Raw genomic sequence first — 16,969 nt, forward strand, 5'->3', positions numbered from 1 at the left:
AAGCCTAAGTCGGTACGCGGGTCCGGTCTATGAGCTCATAAGATCACCTTATGGGTAATCAAAGGCTCCCGAACGGGGTCACGGCAGCGGCTGTTCCGCCCAGATGACCTTGCCGGCCGGGGTGTACCGGGTGCCCCAGCGCTCGCTGAGCTGCGCCACGAGGAACAGCCCGCGGCCGCCCTCGTCGGTCATGGCCGCGTACCGCAGATGCGGTGAGGTGCTGCTGCTGTCGAAGACCTCGCAGATCAGGGTGCGGTCGTACAGCACCCGGACGTGGACGGTGTCGCCGCCGTAACGGATCGCGTTGGTGACCAGCTCGCTCAGTACCAGCTCCGTGGTGAACGCGAGCTCGTCCAGGTCCCAGCGGGCGAGCTGCCGCGACACCGCCGCCCGTACGTCCGAGACGGCCGCCGGGTCCGCGGGGACCTGCCACTCGGCGATCCGGTCGGCGGCGAGCGCCCGGGTGCGGGCCACGATCAGCGCGATGTCGTCCGTGGCCCGGGACGGCGGCCGCGCGTCCAGCACGGCCCGGCAGGTGTCCTCGGGCGAGGGGCCCGCCTGTTCCAGCGAGGTGCGGAGCAGCTCCAGCCCTACGTCGATGTCGCGCTCCCGGTCCTCCACGAGCCCGTCCGTGTAGAGCACCAGGCGGCTGCCCTCGGCGAGTTCCAGGTCGGCCGTCTCGAAGGGCAGACCGCCGAGGCCGAGCGGGGGACCGGCGGGCACCTCGGGATACTCGACACGGCCGTCGGGGTGGATGACGGCGGGCGGCGGATGGCCCGCACGGGCGATGGTGCACAGCCGGGTGACCGGGTCGTAGACGGCGTACAGACAGGTCGCCCCCGTGACCGGTGAGTTGCCGCTCTCCTCCGCCTCGTCCTGGTCGATGCGGGCGACCAACTCGTCGAGCAGGGCGAGCAGTTCGTCGGGCGGCAGGTCGAGGGCGGAGAAGTTGTGCACCGCCGTGCGCAGCCTGCCCATGGTGGCCGCCGCGTGCAGCCCGTGGCCCACGACGTCGCCGACCACGAGCGCGACCCGCGCGCCGGACAACGGCAGCACGTCGAACCAGTCGCCGCCCACCCCCGCCTGCGCGGGCAGGTACTTGTAGGCGATGTCCAGGGCGTCCTGCTCGGGCAGCCGGCGCGGCAGCAGACTGCGCTGGAGCGTCACCGCCATGGTGTGCTCGCGGGTGTAGCGGCGGGCGTTGTCGATGGAGACCGCGGCCCGGGTGACGAGTTCCTCGGCGAGGGCGACCTCCTCCGTGTCGAAGGGCTTGGGCTTGTCCGAACGCCAGAAGCTGACCGTGCCCAGGACGAGGTTGCCGGCCCGCAGGGGGACGGCGATCAGCGAGTGGATGCCGTACTCCATGACGTGCGCGGAGCGCTCCCGGTCCTGCGCGTGCCACCCGGTGGCCTCGGCGAGCCGCGGCTCCAGGACGGCCCGGCCGCTGCTGATGCCACGGGCCTGGGGAGCGGAGTCGACCAGGGGGATGCGCTCACCGACCTTGTACAGCGGGGCGTCCTCACGGATGCCGCTGAGCGCGGTGCGGCGCAGGGTGGTCGCCGCCTCCGGCTGGCCCCCGCTGAGCACCGCGTCGAACAGGTCGACGGTGGCGAAGTCCGCGAACCTCGGCACGGCGAGCTCGGCCAGTTCCTCGGCGGTACGGGTCACGTCCAGGCTCGTGCCGATGCCCACCGTCGCGTCGTACAGCATGTCGAGGCGCTCGCGGGCCACCTCGGCGCGCCCGGACAGCGCCCGCAGCTCGGTCGAGTCGCGCAGGGTGGCGACGCTGCCCGGGGGGCCGCCCTGGATGTCGGTGGGCCGCTGGTTGACGGCCAGGAGGCGGTCCTTGACCCGGTGCACCTCGTCGGTGGCGACCCGTCCGGAGGCCAGCAGCCCGGCGGTGTCGGTGGGCAGGGCGAGGTCGAGGACGTGCCGGCCCTCGGCGTCCGCGGGCAGGTCGAGCAGCCGGTGCGCCTCGTCGTTGGCGAGCAGCAGCCTGCCCTCGCCGCCGACGATCAGCACGCCCTCGCGCACGGCGTGCAGCACCGCGTCGTGGTGCTCGTACATGCGGGTCATCTCGTGCGGGCCGAGTCCGTGCGTCTGGCGCAGCAGCCGTCTGCTGACCAGCGCCGTGCCCGCCGTGGCCAGGGCGAGGCCGACCGCGGCCGCCATCAGGAGCAGCGGCAACTGCTGGTCGGCGGTGCCGCCGACCTTGGCGGTGGTGATACCGGCCGACACCAGGCCGACGACCTTGCCGTCGGCCGCCTTGACCGGGACGACGGCCTGCACGAGCGGTCCGATGGTGCCGGTGATGTCCTCGGTCACCACGCGTCCGGCCAGTGCCGGGGCGATGTCCCCGACGAACTTCTTGCCGATCCGGTCCGGCTTGGGGTGCGTGTACCGGATGCCGTCGGTGTTCAGTACGACGATGAAGTCCACGTCGGTCGCCAGCCGGGCCGCCTCGGCACGCGGTTGGAGCACCGCCGAGGGGTCGGGACCGGCGAGGGCCTCCACGGTGCCGGGGGCGTTGGCGAAGGCCTGGGCGACGGCCACCGAACGGTTGCGGGCCTCGATGGTGCTGTCGTGCCGCACCTGGAGTACCAGGGCCACCACCGCGGCCACGACCAGCAGCAGGACGATCACGACCTGGAGGACGAAGACCTGCCCGGCCACGCTGCGCCCGCCGACCGCCGCCCGCAGAGCTCCCGACCGCCGTCGCGTCCGGGCCCCGTCGCGCTCCGCCCGCGTGGGCGAACTGCCCTTCAGCGGGCCCTCGTGCCGGTCGTGAGCGTCGTCGGGTGTCGGTGGGCGGGGACCGCCGGGGCGACGGGCCGACCCGCCCCCGAAGCGGCCCAGGAGTCGGACCATGTGCCCATGTCTACACTGCCGCGCCCCAGGAGGCGAGGGGCGTCACACGGTGTGACAGAACATGAACAAAGCCGCCAGACCGTCCTCATGGCGACTTGGACGGCGTCGCGCGCCGGGTGGCGAGCAGCAGCGCGATGTCGTCGGGGCGGTCCAGGGCGTGCCGGGCCTTCGCCGTGAGCCGGTCCGCCACACCCGCCAGGAACCGGCTGCCGGGCCGGGCGGCCGGAGCACCGGCCTTCGCGAGGGCCACCCGCAGCGCGGAGATGCCCTCGTCGATGTCGCTGCCGGGCCGTTCCACCAGCCCGTCGGTGTAGAGCGCCAGGATCGCGCCGGGCTCCACCCTGAGCTCGGTCACCGGATAGCGGGCCCGCGGTGCGACCCCGAGGACGACCCCGCCGGGCAGGTCCAGGACCCGGGTGCGGCCGTCGGGGCTGCGCAGCAGGGGCGGCGGGTGCCCGGCGCGGGCCGCCCTGGCCACCCCGGTGGCGGGGTCGAGCCGGATGTAGCAACAGCTCGCGAACAGACCGGGATCGAGGTCGATGAGGAGATGGTTGGTGCTGCTCATGACCTCGTCCGGCGGCCGGTCGCCGAGCGCGAACGCCCGGACCGCGGTGCGGAGTTGTCCCATGGTGGCGGCCGCCTGCACCCCGTGCCCCTGGACGTCCCCGATGACCAGTGCCAGACCGTCGCCGGACTCGACGACGTCGTACCAGTCACCGCCTACGTCCATCCCCGCGGTGCCCGGCAGATAGCGCCCTGTGGTCTCGAGCTGCGGGTGCGCCGCGAGACGGCGGGGGAGGAGCGCTTGCTGGAGGCCGCGGGCGAGCACGGTCTCCGACTCGTAGCGCTGCGCCTTCTCCATGGCGTGGGCGATGAGTCCGGCCAGCGCGGTGAGGACGGTGCGTTCCTCGGTGCTGAAGCTGCGGGGCCGGTCGAAGCCGAGGATGCAGGAGCCGACGGGGCGTCCCGAGGCGATCAGCGGCAGGAAGGCGCGGGCGCCCTCGGCGGCGTCCAGGGGGATGCCGGGGTAGGCGGCCGTGAGCTGTTCCATCGAGTCGAAGAACAGGGGGCGGCCGGTGGTGAGGGTCTCCACGCCGGGCAGGCGCTTGCTGAGGTCCACGCCCTCGAAGGGCGCGAGGAAGCCCTTGGGGAAGCCGGTCTCCCACTCCAGGTACAGGTGCCGTTCCTGGAGCAGGTAGATCGCGAGCCGACGACCGCCGAACGCGGGCAGCAGCTCCCGCATCACGACCGCGGACACCTGCCGGGCGGTGACCGCCTCGGTCAGGGCGATGGCCAGCGCGATCGGCCGGTACAGAGGCGCCAACGGGCTGACGCCCGCCTCGCCCCCGTCGCCGCCCGCCTGCCCCGCGGGACTGTCCGCGACCCGGCTCGCGGGCCGGACCGTACAGGTCAGCCGGTCCGGCCCGGGATGCACGGAGAGAGCGAGCCAGTCGCCGTCGTACGACGACGGGGCGGGCTCGGGGTCCGGAGGGGCGGGCGGGGGTGGCTCGGTGTTCCGGGGGGTGGGGGGTGGTCCGGTTGGGATGGCGGGCGTGGGCGGGTGGGTGTCCTGGTCCGGTGGCGGTGCTGGTGCCGAGGCGTTCGAAGTGGGCGGGGGTGATGCGGCCTCCGGGGGTGGGCCGGCTTTTCCATTGGGGCGCGAGGTTGCGGTGTCTCGCGTTAGCGGAGGCGATTCGGCGTTGGCAGCGGGGGGCGCGGATTCGGCGGGCCAAGTTGGCGGGGGTGATGCGGGCTCTCCGGACGGGCCTGTGTCCCCGTCGGGGGGCGAGGGTTCGGCGTCCCGTGTGAGCGGTGGTGTTGCGGTCGGTGGCGGCGATCCGGCGTCCGTAGCGGGGAGCGCGGATCCGGCGTCCCAAGTCAGCGGGGGTGATGCGGGCTCTCGGGACGGGCCGGCGTCCCCGTCGGGGGGCGAGGGTTCGGCGTCCCGTGTGAGCGGTGGTGCCGCGGCCACCGGTGGCGACTCGGCGTCCTCATCGGGGGACAGGGAGCCGGCGTTCTCCTGAGGCGGCGGCGGTCCCGGGTCCGCAGTTGGTCCCTTTGATGCCGTGTCCCCTGGGCCCGGCGAGGGTTCCGGCTCCCGGTCCGGTGGGCGGGCGAGGTGGAAGTGGACCGGGTCCGGGGTGAGGAGGGCGGCTCGCAGGTGGTCCTCGAAGTCGGGGCGGGCCAGCCAGGGCACCGCCTCCCACAGGTCGCGGCCGACGAGCTCGGCGCGGGGGCGGCCGAGGAGCTGGGCGGCGCGCGGGTTGGCGTAGACGACCAGGCCCAGCCGGTCGACGCAGAACACGCCGTCGGGCAGCAGGTCGGCCGCCGAGTCGGCGGTGGGGGCGGGGCCCGGGGCCACGACGACGCCCCGGACCGCGGGGGCGGCGGGCGGTTCGTAGGCGTTCCACAGGTCCAGCAGGCGCAGGGCGCCGTCCGCGTCGCGCAGGTAGAGGGGCAGTGCGGGTGGGCGGCCCGCGGCGGTGTCCCGCAGGCTGGCCAGGATGCGGTGCGCGTCGGAGGGGGCCACCGCCTCGGCGAACGCCTCGACCGTGCCGGCGAACTCGCTGGGCGGCACGCCCAGAAGGGTGTGCAGGTCCTCGTCCAGGGTGATCCCGGCCGTCTCCGGGTCCCAGGCGAAGCGTCCGGCGCGGCCCAGGGACGTCGAGGCGGTGGGCGGCCGCAGGCACACCGGTTCGCCGTCCCAGGCGACCTGGTCCGGATCCCCGTACTCAAGGCCCCGCAGCGCCTCGCCCAGCTCCTGCGCGAGGCGCACCACGCGGTCGCGACAGGACAGCACCTCGGCGGCGTCGGTGACGGCCGGGCGCAGCACGGTCAGCACGCCGTAGGTCGTGGACCCGGCGACGACGGGCACGTAGAGCGAGCCGAACTGGAACGGGAGCCCGGCGGCGAACTGCGGGTAGCGCCGCATCGTCTCGGTCGCGTTCGGCAGGACCACCTGGACGCCGAGCCGGTAGGCGTCGGCCACCGGGAAGGGCCGGTCGAAGTGCAGGCGCCACCAGGGGCGGAACAGCGGTCCGGGCAGCCCCGACAGGACGGCGAGCCGGAGCAGTCCGGGCGTGCGGGAGCGCAGATAGACCCCTCCGGCGTGGCCGCCGGCCGCACTGATCGCCTCCGTCGAAGCGTCGATCAGCAGCGCCGCCAACCGCCCGGCCGTCAGGTGTGCGTCCTCGACGCTCCCAGTCATCGGCCCTACCTAGTCCGTGCACCGTCCCACGGGCGACACAGCAAGAATGCGCCACAACGACACCGGCCCGCACCCGGGCGGCCCATATGTACACCTCGCTGAGCGCGCTGGACAACCACCGGTCACACTCTTAGGCTGAATATCCAGATCTAGACGATCCGTCTAGGCAGGTCCTGGGACGGAGTGTCGGTGGTGGAAGGCGTCGTTGACGGTGCGGACGAGCACCTGATCGGTGAGGCGGAGAAGATCGCCGTCGCGCTCGGCCGGATGTTCCCCGGCCTGTGCGAGGTGGTCCTGCACGACCTGCGGGACCCGCGGCACGCGATCCGGGCGATCGAGAACAACCTCTCCGGCCGTCGGGTCGGGGACTCCGCGACCGAGCTGGGCCTGGCGCGCATCGCCGATCCGGAGTACCCGAGCGTCATCCAGAACTACCCCAACCGCTTCCCCGACGGCCGCCCGGCCAAGAGCACGTCCATCGGCATCAAGAACGAGGCCGGTGAGTACGTCGCGGCCCTGTGTCTCAATCTCGACGTCTCGGTGCTCTCGCCCGTCACGCTCGCCCTGGCCAACCTGGTGGCCACGGACGCCGAGCACCGCGAGCAGCCCCTGGAGACCCTGCGGGACCGCACCACACGCGAACTGCGCCGGACGGTCGAGGAGTTGGCCGCGGAACGCGCCGCCACGCCCCGGTCGCTGAGCAGACAGGACAAGAAGGCGCTCGTACGACGGCTGCACCGGGACGGCTACTTCGACTCGCGGGACGCGGCGCAGACCATCGCGGACCTGCTCGGCGTCTCCCGGGCGACCGTCTACAACTACACGAAGTGAAGGACGCCTCATGACCTCCGAGGGACCGCACCCCGGCCCGCCGCCCACCGACCGCCCGCTGCTGCACATCCCCGAGGAGCGGACCGCCGCCCTCGTCGACGAGGACCTGGCCCTGGAGGCGGCCCGCGCCGCCTTCGCCGCGACGGTGGACGGCCCGGTCTTCCCCGCGCTCTCCGTGCACGGATCCGATCCGCGCAACCGGTTCAGCCTCAAGCCGTCCGCGTCCGCGACGCATGCCGGCGTGAAGATCGGCACGTACTGGCCGGGGAACGCCGAGCGCGGCCTGCCGCGCCACCACTCCACCTTGCTGCTGTTCGACCAGACGGTCGGCCGGCTCGCCGCCGTCCTGGAGGTCGGCACCGCGAACGCCTACCGGACCGCCGCCGCCGACGCCCTCGCCGTCGACCTGCTGGCCCGCCCCGACGCGACCACCCTGGCCGTTTTCGGCACCGGGTACCAAGCGGCCTACGAGGTGCGGGCCGTCAGCCGGGTCCGGGCCGTCACCGAGGTCCTGGTGGTGGGACGTACGGCCGAGCGCGCCGAGGAGGCGGCGGCGGCACTGGCGGCCCAGGGCCACCGGGCCCGTGCCGCGGGTGCCGAGGAGGCCTGCGCCCGGGCCGACGTGGTCGTCACCGCCACCACCGCCCGTGACGACACCCCGCCGCTGTTCGAGGCAGCGTGGATCCGCCCCGGTACGCATCTGTCCTGCATGGGTGCCGACGCCCCCGGCAAGCGGGAGATCCCGCCCGAACTGTTCACCCGCGCCCGGGTCTTCTGTGACCTGCCCGAACAGGCCCGCCGCATGGGTGAGAGCCAGCACGCCTCCGCGGACACCGTTCTCACCCCGCTCGGGGAGGTCCTCACCGGCCGGGCGGAAGGCCGCATGTCCGACAGCGACATCACGGTCTTCGACAGCTCCGGGATCGGAGCGCAGGACCTGTTCCTGGGTCTGGCCCTGCTAGAGAAGATGGACATTTCCCTGTGAGTCCTACCGATGCCGTGAACCCCACCGATGCTGTGAACCCCACCGATGCCGTGAACCCCACCGATGCTGTGAACCCCACCGATCCGGTGAGCCCCACCGATGCCATGAGCCCTGTCGGCCCTTCGACATCCGGCGGACCTGAGGAGGCTCCCACGGGCGCCGTCCCGCCCACGCTGGCCGATCCCGACACGCCGTTCGCCGTCGTCGACGTCCACAAGGTCAGGCGCAACATCGAGCGGCTCGCGGCCAGGGCCGAGCGGCTCGGCGTCACCCTGCGGCCCCATGTGAAGACGGCCAAGAGCCTCGACGTCGCCGCGCTCCTGCGCGAGGGCGACCGACCCTGCCCGGTCACGGTGTCCACCCTCGCCGAGGCGGAGGCGTTCGCCGACGGCGGGCACACCGACATCACCTACGCCGTGGGGATCGACCCCCACAAACTCCCGCGTGTCGTCGCCCTGTTGCGACGCGGGGTGACACTGCGCGTCCTGCTGGACAGCGCGGAGCAGGCGGAGTTCGTGACCGAGGCCTCCCGCCGGGCCGGGCTTGCCGTCCCCGCCCAGATCGAGATCGACTGCGACGGTCACCGCGGCGGCCTCAGGCCCGATGCGCCCGGCCTCCTCGGGATCGGCCGCACCCTGCACGAAGCGGGCTGCCTGGACGGGGTGTTGACCCACGCGGGCGAGTCCTACTTCGCCCGCACCCCCGAGGAGCAGCGGCTGGCCGCGCACGACGAACGCGACAGCGCCGTCACGGCGGCCGAGCGGCTGCGCGCGGCGGGCCTGCCGGTCTCCACCGTCAGCGTCGGGTCCACACCCACCGCCCATGCCGCCGAGGACCTCACCGGGGTCACCGAACTGCGCGCGGGCAACTACGTGTTCTTCGACCTGGTGATGGCAGGCCTCGGGGTGTGCGGCGTCGACGACCTCGCCCTGTCGGTCGTCGTCACCGTCATCGGCCACCGCCCCGAGTTCGGGTGGATCCTCACCGACGGCGGCTGGATGGCCATGTCCCGCGACCGGGGCACCGCGGCCCAGGCCCAGGACCAGGGGTACGGGCTGGTCGCCGACCTCGACGGCAACCTGGTGCCGGGACTGGTCATGACGGCGGCCAGCCAGGAGCACGGCACCCTCACCGCCCGCGACGGCGCCCCGCTGCCGGACCTGCCCATCGGCACCCGACTGCGCATCCTGCCCAACCATGCCTGCGCCACGGCGGCCCAGCACCACGGCTACCACGTCGTCGACGGCACCCGGCCGACGGCGGGTCCGGCGAGCGCACCGGTCGTCCGGGCTTTTTGGAACCGCGTCAGCGGGTGGTGAAGGGCCGGTGCCCGAAGGGCAGGTGCGGGTGCGGTACGATCCCGGCTCTCCTCGAATGTTCGTCAATTGGTAGGTTCTGCAAGGCATTTGAGGGCGGTACGGATCAAGTCGGCCCGCTTGCCACGGCGACACGCCGGGAGAGTGACCGAAGTCGCTTCAGGGGCAGGCGTAAAGTGCCGCGCGGGAGGGGAATCACCCTTGTGCAGATCGTGGCTTGTGGTATTACAGAGGCCGTTTAACGGGTAACTACCACCATGAGCGGCTGTTCAATCGTGGTGATGATCATGATGTGATCAGAGGGTGCCTCGGGCTACGTTGCCGCTGTGATCACCTCTCAACTCCCCGTAACGACACCCCCGCTGACCGAGACGGCCGCGATCCGGCACCTCCTCCTCGGCGCCCAGCCCGAGATCCACGAGCCGTGGCGCCGCCTGTTCAGCTCCGACGTGTTCGCCTACCACGAGGGGCTGACCCATCAGGAGCGCATGGAACTCTCCTATCAACGCCTACGCACGGTCAACGCGGCGGTGCCCGATCCCCAGGCCCTGGCACGGGACCCGGTCGCCCTCGGGGCCCTGCACGAGTGGTCCGGGGTGGTGGACGCCGGCATGACGACCCTCGCCAGCATCCACTACAACCTGTTCCTCGGCAGTCTGCTCGAACACGACCACCAGGGGCGGGACCTGGGCCCCTACCTGCGGATGGAGCGCATCGGCACCTTCCTGTGCACCGAGCAGGCGCACGGCAACGACGCCGCCCAGATGGAGACCACGGCGACCCTGGACCGGGCCACGGGCGGCTTCGTGCTCACCACCCCGACGCGCGGGGCCCGCAAGTGGATGCCCAACACCTCCGTGGCCGGCGGCCCGAAGGACGCCCTGGTGGCCGCCCGTCTGGTGATCGACGGCAAGGACCAGGGCGTCTTCCTCTTCCTGACCTCGCTGACGGACACGAACGGCCGTCATCTGCCGGGTGTCGAGGTGGAGGTGCTGCCCCAGACGGCCAGCAGCCCGGTCGACCACTGCGCCACCTCCTTCCACGGGGTGCGGCTGCCGCGGACGGCCATGCTCCAGGGGGAACACGGCAGGCTGACGGAGGACGGCGATCTCGTCTCCTGCCTGGGGAGTCCGCGCAAACGGTTCCTGCGCTCCATCAGCCGCGTGACCATGGGCAAGCTGTGCATGAGCGCCTACAGCCTCGGGGTGACGCGGCACGCCCTGACCGTCGCCGTGCGCCACGCCCACCAGCGGGTCACCTCGGGCATGACCAGCGGGCAGCGGGTGCCGCTGTTCTCCCATCGCACCCACCACGCCCCGCTCGTGGAGGCGCTCGCCACGACCTACGCCGCCACCCTGTTGCAGCGGGCGGTCGTACGGCGGTGGGCGCGGGCGGCGGAGGAGGAGCGCGAGGAGGCCGAGCGGCTGGTGGCCGTCGCCAAGGGCTGGATCACCTGGCAGGCCCGGTCCGTGATGACCGAGTGCCGCGAACGCTGCGGCGCACAGGGCCTGTTGCTCTCCAACGGGATCGCCGGACAGCTCGCGGCCAACGAGGGCACGATCACCGCGGAGGGCGACAACACCGTCATCTGGGTCAAGGCGGCCGGGGAGATGCTGCTCGGCGGTTTCACCCCGCTGCCGTCCAGCGAGGTGCCGCCGGCCACCCGGAGCCTGCACGATCCGGCCCACCTGCACGACCTCATCGGGGACCTGGAGCGAATACGTCACGAGCGGGCCCGGGTGCGGTTGCGCGCGAAACGGGCCGGCTCGCCCCTCGACCGCTGGAACGGCGCCTCCGGCGCGGCGCTGTCCCTGGTCGACGCCCACGTCCACCGGCTGGCCGCGCAGGAACTGCTGGCCGCGGCGGCGCAGGCCGCAGACCCGCAGGTGGCCCTCCTGCTGGAGCACCTCCACCGGCTGTTCGCGCTGCGGTACGTGGCCGCGCACAGCGGTGAACTGCTCGCGCACGAGCGGCTGACCGCCGAGCAGGTCCGGTACCTGCCGGAGGTCCTGGAGGCCACCGTCGCCGCGCTGGTGCCGCACGCCCTGACGCTCACCGACGCGTTCGCCGTGCCGGACGAGATCACGGCGCGCCATCCCATGCTGCGCTCCGAGGTGGCGCCGGCCTGACCGTCTCCACGCCTTTCTGAGGCCGGGGGCCGCGGAACACTCCGCGGCCCCCGCCACCTGTTTAAGGCTTGGCTTATATAAGTGCGGGGTGGCATAGTGGGTCGCGTGCACGCGTTCGACGTACTCGGGGATCCGGTCAGGCGCCGGATATTGGAACTGCTCGCCGCGGGTGAGCAGGCGTCGGGCGAGGTCAGTGCCGTGATCCGGGACGAGTTCGGGATCTCCCAGCCGGCCGTCTCACAGCATCTGAGAGTGCTGCGGGACAGCGGTTTCGCCTCCGTACGGGCCGACGGCAACCGGCGGCTGTACGCCGTCGAGGCCGCCCCGCTCAGGGAGGTGGACGCCTGGCTGGAGCGCTTCCGCAGTTTCTGGGACCAGCGGCTCGACGCGCTCGGAACGGAGCTCGCGCGGGGCAAGCGCGAGCGCAGGCTGCAAGGAGAGGTGAGCGAGCATGAGTGAGATCGCCGACGCGATCAACCGTATGCACCGGCGGGTGGGCACCCGGCAGGTCGAGTCCGGCGAGGCCCGGACAGTCCTGCTGCGCCGTACGTACGACGCCGAGATCGCCGACGTGTGGGACGCGGTGACCTCCGCCGAGCGGATCGCCCGCTGGTTCATGCCGGTCAGCGGCGAACTCAAGGTCGGCGGCCGCTACCAGTTGGAGGGCAACGCCGGCGGCGAGATCCTCGAGTGCGTGGAACCCGAGCGGCTGCGGGTGAGCTGGCTGTACGGCCCCGACCCCGGCTTCAGCGAGGTCGAGGTGCGTCTGACGCCCGAGGAAGGCGAGCGCACGGTCCTCGAACTCGAGCACGTGGCCGTCGTACCGGACGAGTTCTGGGACCAGTTCGGACCCGGTGCCGTCGGAGTCGGCTGGGACCTGGGCCTGTACGGACTCGCCCTGCACCTCGCGGGCGGCGGCCTCACCAAGGAGGAGGCCGCGACCTGGCACACCACGCCCGAGGGCAGCGCGTTCATCACCGGCTCGGGCGAGGGGTGGGGCGAGGCGTACGCCGTCTCCGGAGCGGACCGGGAGACGGCGACGCGGACGGCGGCCGCGACGATCGCGTTCTACACGGGCACGGAGGCCTGACGGCCGGGCGCCGGTTCAGACGGTCCGCAGGGTCGTCCGTGCGAGTTCGTACGCCGGAAGCATCTCCTCGTGCTCCTCGGTGTCGAGCCCGCCGAGGTGCACCACCACCGGCCCGTCCGCGGTGGTGACGGCGAAGGCGCTCTCCTTCTTCTTCTCGTCCAACAGCTCACTGGCGTACAGGTACTCGACCTGCACGCCGGACAGGCTTCCGGACCTGAACGCGCTGTACTTCTCGCCGCTCACCCCGTCCTCGGCCGCGACGAAATCCTCCAGCACGGTCCGGGCGTCGGCGGCACCGGGCTTTCCGGCCCATACGCGCAGGAAGCCGATGTTCCCCGCGGGCTTCGCGTCGATCTCGCACGCCAGGGTCACGGGTCCCTGGCTCAGAGGTGCCTCCACCGCCTCGGCCTTCCAGCTCTTCGCCGTGTCGAAGGCGACGGGCAGCTCGCACGCCGAGCCCGCGGCGCCGACCGTGCCACCTCGGGTCACGGCCGAGCCGTCCGACCCGGCCGCGCCGGACGTCTCCGCCGTCGCCGACGGGCGGGAGGACGCCTTCGAGTCGTCTCCCTCGGCGGCTTCCGAACAACCCGTCAGCACACCCGCCAGCAACGCCGCATGAGCGATCCGCAGCCATGTGTTCCCCGCCCTGACCAGCATGGCCGTGTCTCCCTCTGTTCGGTGGTGGTACCGGAGGGAGTCAGGTTAGGTGGCAGGGATAACGAATCGTGCAGCGAAGGGGGAAGCGTTGTTGACCTTCGAGGAGTACTGCGACGCGGTCGTCACCCAGACCGACCTGCTCGTCCGGCACGTCGAGGGCGCCGACCCGACCGCTCCGGTGCCCACCTGCCCCGGCTGGGACCTCGGCCGGCTGCTGCGGCACGTGGGCGGCGACCACCGCTGGGCCGAGGACATCATCCGGACCCGGGCCACCGAGCCCGTCGACGACGGCATGGTCAACGACCCGGCCCCGTACGCCCACCTCGACGACTCCGCGCTCGCCGACTGGCTCGTCGAGGGCGCCGCACGACTGGCCGGCACCCTGCGCGCGGCCGGCCCCGACGTGCCGGTGTGGACCCCCGCCGACGAGCAACTCGTCCAGCAGACCGCGATGTTCTGGGCCCGGCGCATGACGTACGAGACCCTCCTGCACCGCGCCGACGCGGCCCTGGTGACCGGGGCGGAGTTCGTGGCCGAGGAGCCGCTCGCGGTGGACGCCGTGGAGGAGTGGCTGGAGTTCGCCACCGTCCCGGAGGCCTACGAACCCCTGCCGGGCGTGCCGGAGCTGCTCGGGCACGGGCGGGCCCTGGCCTTCGACGCGGGGGCGGCGGGGGAGTGGCTGCTCGACCTCGGCGGAGACCGGCCGGCCTGGCGGCGCGGAGCCGGCGAGGCCGCGGTGACCCTACGCGGGCCGGTGACGGACCTGCTCCTGTTCCTCTACGCCCGCCCGGCGCCCGGGGTCGGGACGCGGGGGGACGCGGAGCTGCTGGAGCTGTGGCTGAAGCGCACCCGGTTCTGGCTGGAGGCGTAGGCGCGCGAGGGGGCGGGGTGTGGCCGAGGCCACGTGCCGGGTGAGGCCGGAGCCATGTCGTCCTGGCGGGGGCGCGGGCTACGGTTTCGCGCAGTCCCCTCTCCCACCAGCACCTCGGACGGTCCGGCAGTGCAAGCAGATCTCTCTCCGGTCATCGCGGCGACCGCCCACTGGCTGACCCGCGCCTATCCGCCGACCGGTGGCGCGCTGGCCGCCGCGCTGTGCGAGGTGCAGGCCCGGCAGGCCGTGACGGTCGCCGCGTGGCTGCGCTATCCGACGGCGATGGACGCGGCGCTCGTCGGCCTGGCGGGCCCGGGCGGTTCCGCCCGTCTCGACTGGGTGACCGGCGCGGACACCGCCGCCGACCGGGACACCGAGGAGCACGCCTGGCGCACCTGGGTGGACGAGGTCGTGGCGAGCTGGGCGGCCTGTCTGCTCACCGACCCCGAGCTGGCCGAACGCGCGGTGGCCGACCTCGCCGAGGGCGACCACACCAAGGGCTCACCGGCCGCGTTCCGCCGCCTGCTCGCCCCGGACGTCACGGACCGGAGCGCCGCGGCCCTGCTCCGCCACCCGGACCTGCTCGCGAACGTAGCCGACCTGCACCGCGACGAACTGCTGGCCCGGCTGGGGCGGGGCGAGGCGCTGGCGGCCTGAGGCCAGCGGCGGGGCCGGGGGGCTGGCCCGCGTGGCGCTGCCGGAACGGTCGCTTCGCCGCGGCCCCGCTCCGCGATCCGGACCTGCTGGCGAGCGTGGCTGTGCTGTTGCTGGCTCGGCTGGGGTGGGATGCGGCTTTTGTGGCTTGAGGACGGCGGCGGGCATCGGGGCTGTGGCCCTCGCGGTGCCCGCCGCCATTCCGTGCTGTGGCCGGTACGGCCGTCTCGCGTGGTCGGCGCTGCTCCGATGCCGGCCGTGCCCGCCGCCGTCCCCGGGCCTCAGTCCTCCTTGCCGCGGCCCGAGAGGGCGTCCCGGAGGCGGTCTACGAGGCCGGTTCCCGGTGCGAGGAGCTTGTTCGCCGGAGGAGTGTCCGGGGCCGAAGGGTGCGGGCGGGTCGGCGCCATCTTCTTGGCACGGCGCACTTTGTCGCCCAGCTCGTTCAGCTCCTTCTCCGAGCACGCGACACGCAACTGCGGGAAGAGGGTCTCCTCCTCCTCGGCGATGTGCGAGCGGACCTCGGTCATCAACTCGCCGACGAGCCGGTCGAACTCGGGATCGTCCGCCTCGCAGCGCTCCAGGTCCTTCATGAGCTGCTCGGCCTTGGAGTGGTCCTCGATCTCCCGGTCGGCCATGGTGTTCCCGTTGACCAGATGCTCCCGCACCGCCGGGTAGAGGTACTCCTCCTCCGCGACCGAGTGCCGGACGAGCTCCATGGTGGCCTGGTCGGCGTACACCTTCCGGTTCTTCTCACCGGGCGCCAGCGCCTCGATCTTCCCGAACAGGTCCTCGACCTCGCGGTGATCGGTCACCAGCTCGTCGATGACGTTTCCTCCGTGTCCCATGTTCTTCACCTCCGCCCCCCGGGTGCCCTCCGCCGCACCCTCTATGCCTGGTCACAGGCCTGTCAGGACCTGCGGGGACGGCTGTTTGGTCAACGTGCGGGTCCAGCTCGTCCGGCGCAGCGCCCGCGGCTCCGCACCTTCGGCCGGCCGCCATCGTCGAGGCCTCCCCCGGGAACTCCCGCCGTCCGCTCGTGAACAGCCGTGGCCCGTTGCGGTGCCCCGGGTGTAAGGCGGGCCGCTGGAAGGAACCCGCACCGGGACACACGCGTACGACGCTGCTGGGAGGCCGATGTGACCGACGCCGTGGACGAGGTGCTCGCGCGAGTGCGCGGAGAGGTGGCCGCACGGGCGGATCGGCTGTGGGACATGGCGCGGATGCTGCACTCCGACCCGGAGTACGCCTTCGAGGAGCACCGGGCGGCTGCGCTGCTGTGCGGGGAACTGGAATGGGCCGGGTTCGAGGTGCAGCGCGACGTCGCCGGACTCCCCACCGCCTTCACCGCCCGCTCCGGCACCAGGACCCGTCCCGCGGTGGCCCTGATGCTGGAGTACGACGCCCTGCCCGGCCTCGGCCACGCGTGCGGCCACAATCTGATCGCCGCGGCAGGACTGGGCGCGGCCCTGGCCGCCCGAGCGGTCCTCGACCGCGACGCGGGCACCGTGTGGGCCATCGGCACACCCGCGGAGGAGGGCGGCGGAGGCAAGGTCGCCGAGACCGACGCCGGGGTGTTCGACGACGTCGACGCGGCGCTGATGTTCCACCCCGGGGTGCACAACTGGCAGTGGGCGCCGCTGACCGCGCAGGCCCAGTACCGGGTCGGATTCCGCGGTCGCGCCGCCCACCCGACCGGCAACCCCACCGAGGGCATCGACGCGCTCGCCGCGCTGATCCAGTTGTTCAACACACTGGCCGTGGTCGGGCGCAGGCTGCCCGAGGGTTCGCATGTGCAGGGCATCGTCACGGACGGCGGCAGGGCCACCAACATCGTCCCCGAGTACGCGGAGGGCCTGTTCGGGTTGCGCGCGGTGACGACGGCAGCCCTGGAGGACCTGGCGGGGGAGCTGCTGACCTGCGCGCAGGGGGTGGCCCGGGCGACCGGCACGACCGTCACGGTGGAACGCGCCACACCGCGCTATGAGCACTTCCGGGACAGCACCGTGCTCTCGGCCCGGTTCGCCCGCCACCTGGCCGGGACGGGCATCGCGATGACACCGCCCGCACCGGGCGTCTACCTGGGCTCCTCCGACGTCGGCAACGTCAGCGGACGGGTGCCCGCCATCCACCCCTTCGTGGCGATCATGGAGGAGGACGGCTCGGACCACACCCCCGAGTTCGCCGTCGCGTCCGGCTCCGAGCGCGGTCGGCAGGTGATGCTCGCGGCGGCGGAGGCGCTGGCCTGCACCGCGGCGGAGGTGCTGCTGCGCCCGGAGCTGCGGGACGCGGCCTGGGAGGACCACGACAGGGCGTCCGTCCGCGGCTGAGGAGGCGCTCAGCCGCAAACGGACGCCCTGGTG

At 72.9% G+C, this 16,969-nt stretch carries 13 protein-coding genes; 9 read left to right on the forward strand and 4 right to left on the reverse strand.

The window, feature by feature from the left end; translation table 11 throughout:
- Window positions 1-78 precede the first annotated feature (78 nt).
- Both ACZ66S_RS13670 and ACZ66S_RS13675 read right to left on the reverse strand, forming a co-directional pair.
- Window positions 79-2,868 carry a SpoIIE family protein phosphatase gene (locus tag ACZ66S_RS13670; RefSeq protein ID WP_469901666.1) on the reverse strand — a complete coding sequence of 930 codons (2,790 nt, stop codon included), beginning with the start codon at window positions 2,866-2,868 and terminating at the stop codon, window positions 79-81.
- A gap of 85 nt (window positions 2,869-2,953) precedes the next feature.
- Window positions 2,954-6,076, reverse strand: a complete 3,123-nt coding sequence (locus ACZ66S_RS13675; protein ID WP_469901667.1) for a SpoIIE family protein phosphatase — start codon at window positions 6,074-6,076, stop codon at window positions 2,954-2,956.
- 189 nt (window positions 6,077-6,265) lie between these two features.
- Between ACZ66S_RS13675 and ACZ66S_RS13680 the strand changes: the two genes are divergently transcribed.
- From ACZ66S_RS13680 to ACZ66S_RS13705, 6 genes are all read left to right on the forward strand, one after another.
- On the forward strand, window positions 6,266-6,907 hold the full coding sequence (locus tag ACZ66S_RS13680) for a helix-turn-helix transcriptional regulator (RefSeq protein ID WP_469901668.1): 642 nt from the start codon (window positions 6,266-6,268) through the stop codon (window positions 6,905-6,907).
- Between the two features lie 10 nt (window positions 6,908-6,917).
- Window positions 6,918-7,892, forward strand: a complete 975-nt coding sequence (locus ACZ66S_RS13685; RefSeq protein WP_469901669.1) for an ornithine cyclodeaminase family protein — start codon at window positions 6,918-6,920, stop codon at window positions 7,890-7,892.
- Between the two features lie 104 nt (window positions 7,893-7,996).
- On the forward strand, window positions 7,997-9,211 hold the full coding sequence (locus ACZ66S_RS13690; protein ID WP_469901670.1) for a DSD1 family PLP-dependent enzyme: 1,215 nt from the start codon (window positions 7,997-7,999) through the stop codon (window positions 9,209-9,211).
- Between the two features lie 323 nt (window positions 9,212-9,534).
- Complete coding sequence (locus ACZ66S_RS13695) at window positions 9,535-11,337, forward strand: acyl-CoA dehydrogenase family protein (RefSeq protein WP_469901671.1); 1,803 nt, start codon at window positions 9,535-9,537, stop codon at window positions 11,335-11,337.
- A gap of 96 nt (window positions 11,338-11,433) precedes the next feature.
- Window positions 11,434-11,796, forward strand: a complete 363-nt coding sequence (locus tag ACZ66S_RS13700) for an ArsR/SmtB family transcription factor (RefSeq protein WP_469901672.1) — start codon at window positions 11,434-11,436, stop codon at window positions 11,794-11,796.
- A complete protein-coding gene (locus ACZ66S_RS13705) occupies window positions 11,789-12,427 on the forward strand; it encodes an SRPBCC family protein (protein ID WP_469901673.1) in 639 nt (212 codons plus the stop codon). Before ACZ66S_RS13700 ends, ACZ66S_RS13705 begins: the two co-directional genes overlap by 8 nt.
- Before the next feature lie 15 nt (window positions 12,428-12,442).
- Here ACZ66S_RS13705 and ACZ66S_RS13710 read toward each other — a convergent pair whose 3' ends face one another.
- On the reverse strand, window positions 12,443-13,084 hold the full coding sequence (locus tag ACZ66S_RS13710; RefSeq protein ID WP_469901674.1) for a lipoprotein: 642 nt from the start codon (window positions 13,082-13,084) through the stop codon (window positions 12,443-12,445).
- A gap of 88 nt (window positions 13,085-13,172) precedes the next feature.
- Between ACZ66S_RS13710 and ACZ66S_RS13715 the strand changes: the two genes are divergently transcribed.
- Together ACZ66S_RS13715 and ACZ66S_RS13720 are read left to right on the forward strand one after the other, a co-directional pair.
- Complete coding sequence (locus ACZ66S_RS13715; RefSeq protein WP_469901675.1) at window positions 13,173-13,955, forward strand: maleylpyruvate isomerase family mycothiol-dependent enzyme; 783 nt, start codon at window positions 13,173-13,175, stop codon at window positions 13,953-13,955.
- Between the two features lie 129 nt (window positions 13,956-14,084).
- Window positions 14,085-14,612: a hypothetical protein gene (locus ACZ66S_RS13720; protein WP_469901676.1), complete on the forward strand. Its 528-nt coding sequence runs from the start codon at window positions 14,085-14,087 to the stop codon at window positions 14,610-14,612.
- A 278-nt stretch (window positions 14,613-14,890) separates the two neighbouring features.
- On the opposite strand, the gene ACZ66S_RS13725 is transcribed toward ACZ66S_RS13720, so the two are convergent.
- Window positions 14,891-15,454, reverse strand: coding sequence for a hemerythrin domain-containing protein (locus ACZ66S_RS13725; RefSeq protein ID WP_469901677.1), 564 nt, complete (start codon window positions 15,452-15,454; stop codon window positions 14,891-14,893).
- A gap of 291 nt (window positions 15,455-15,745) precedes the next feature.
- On the opposite strand from ACZ66S_RS13725, the gene ACZ66S_RS13730 reads away from it, so the two are divergent.
- Window positions 15,746-16,936, forward strand: coding sequence for an amidohydrolase (locus ACZ66S_RS13730; RefSeq protein ID WP_469901678.1), 1,191 nt, complete (start codon window positions 15,746-15,748; stop codon window positions 16,934-16,936).
- Window positions 16,937-16,969: the final 33 nt, after the last annotated feature.

It is taken from the genome of Streptomyces sp. NPDC107471 (assembly GCF_055582845.1).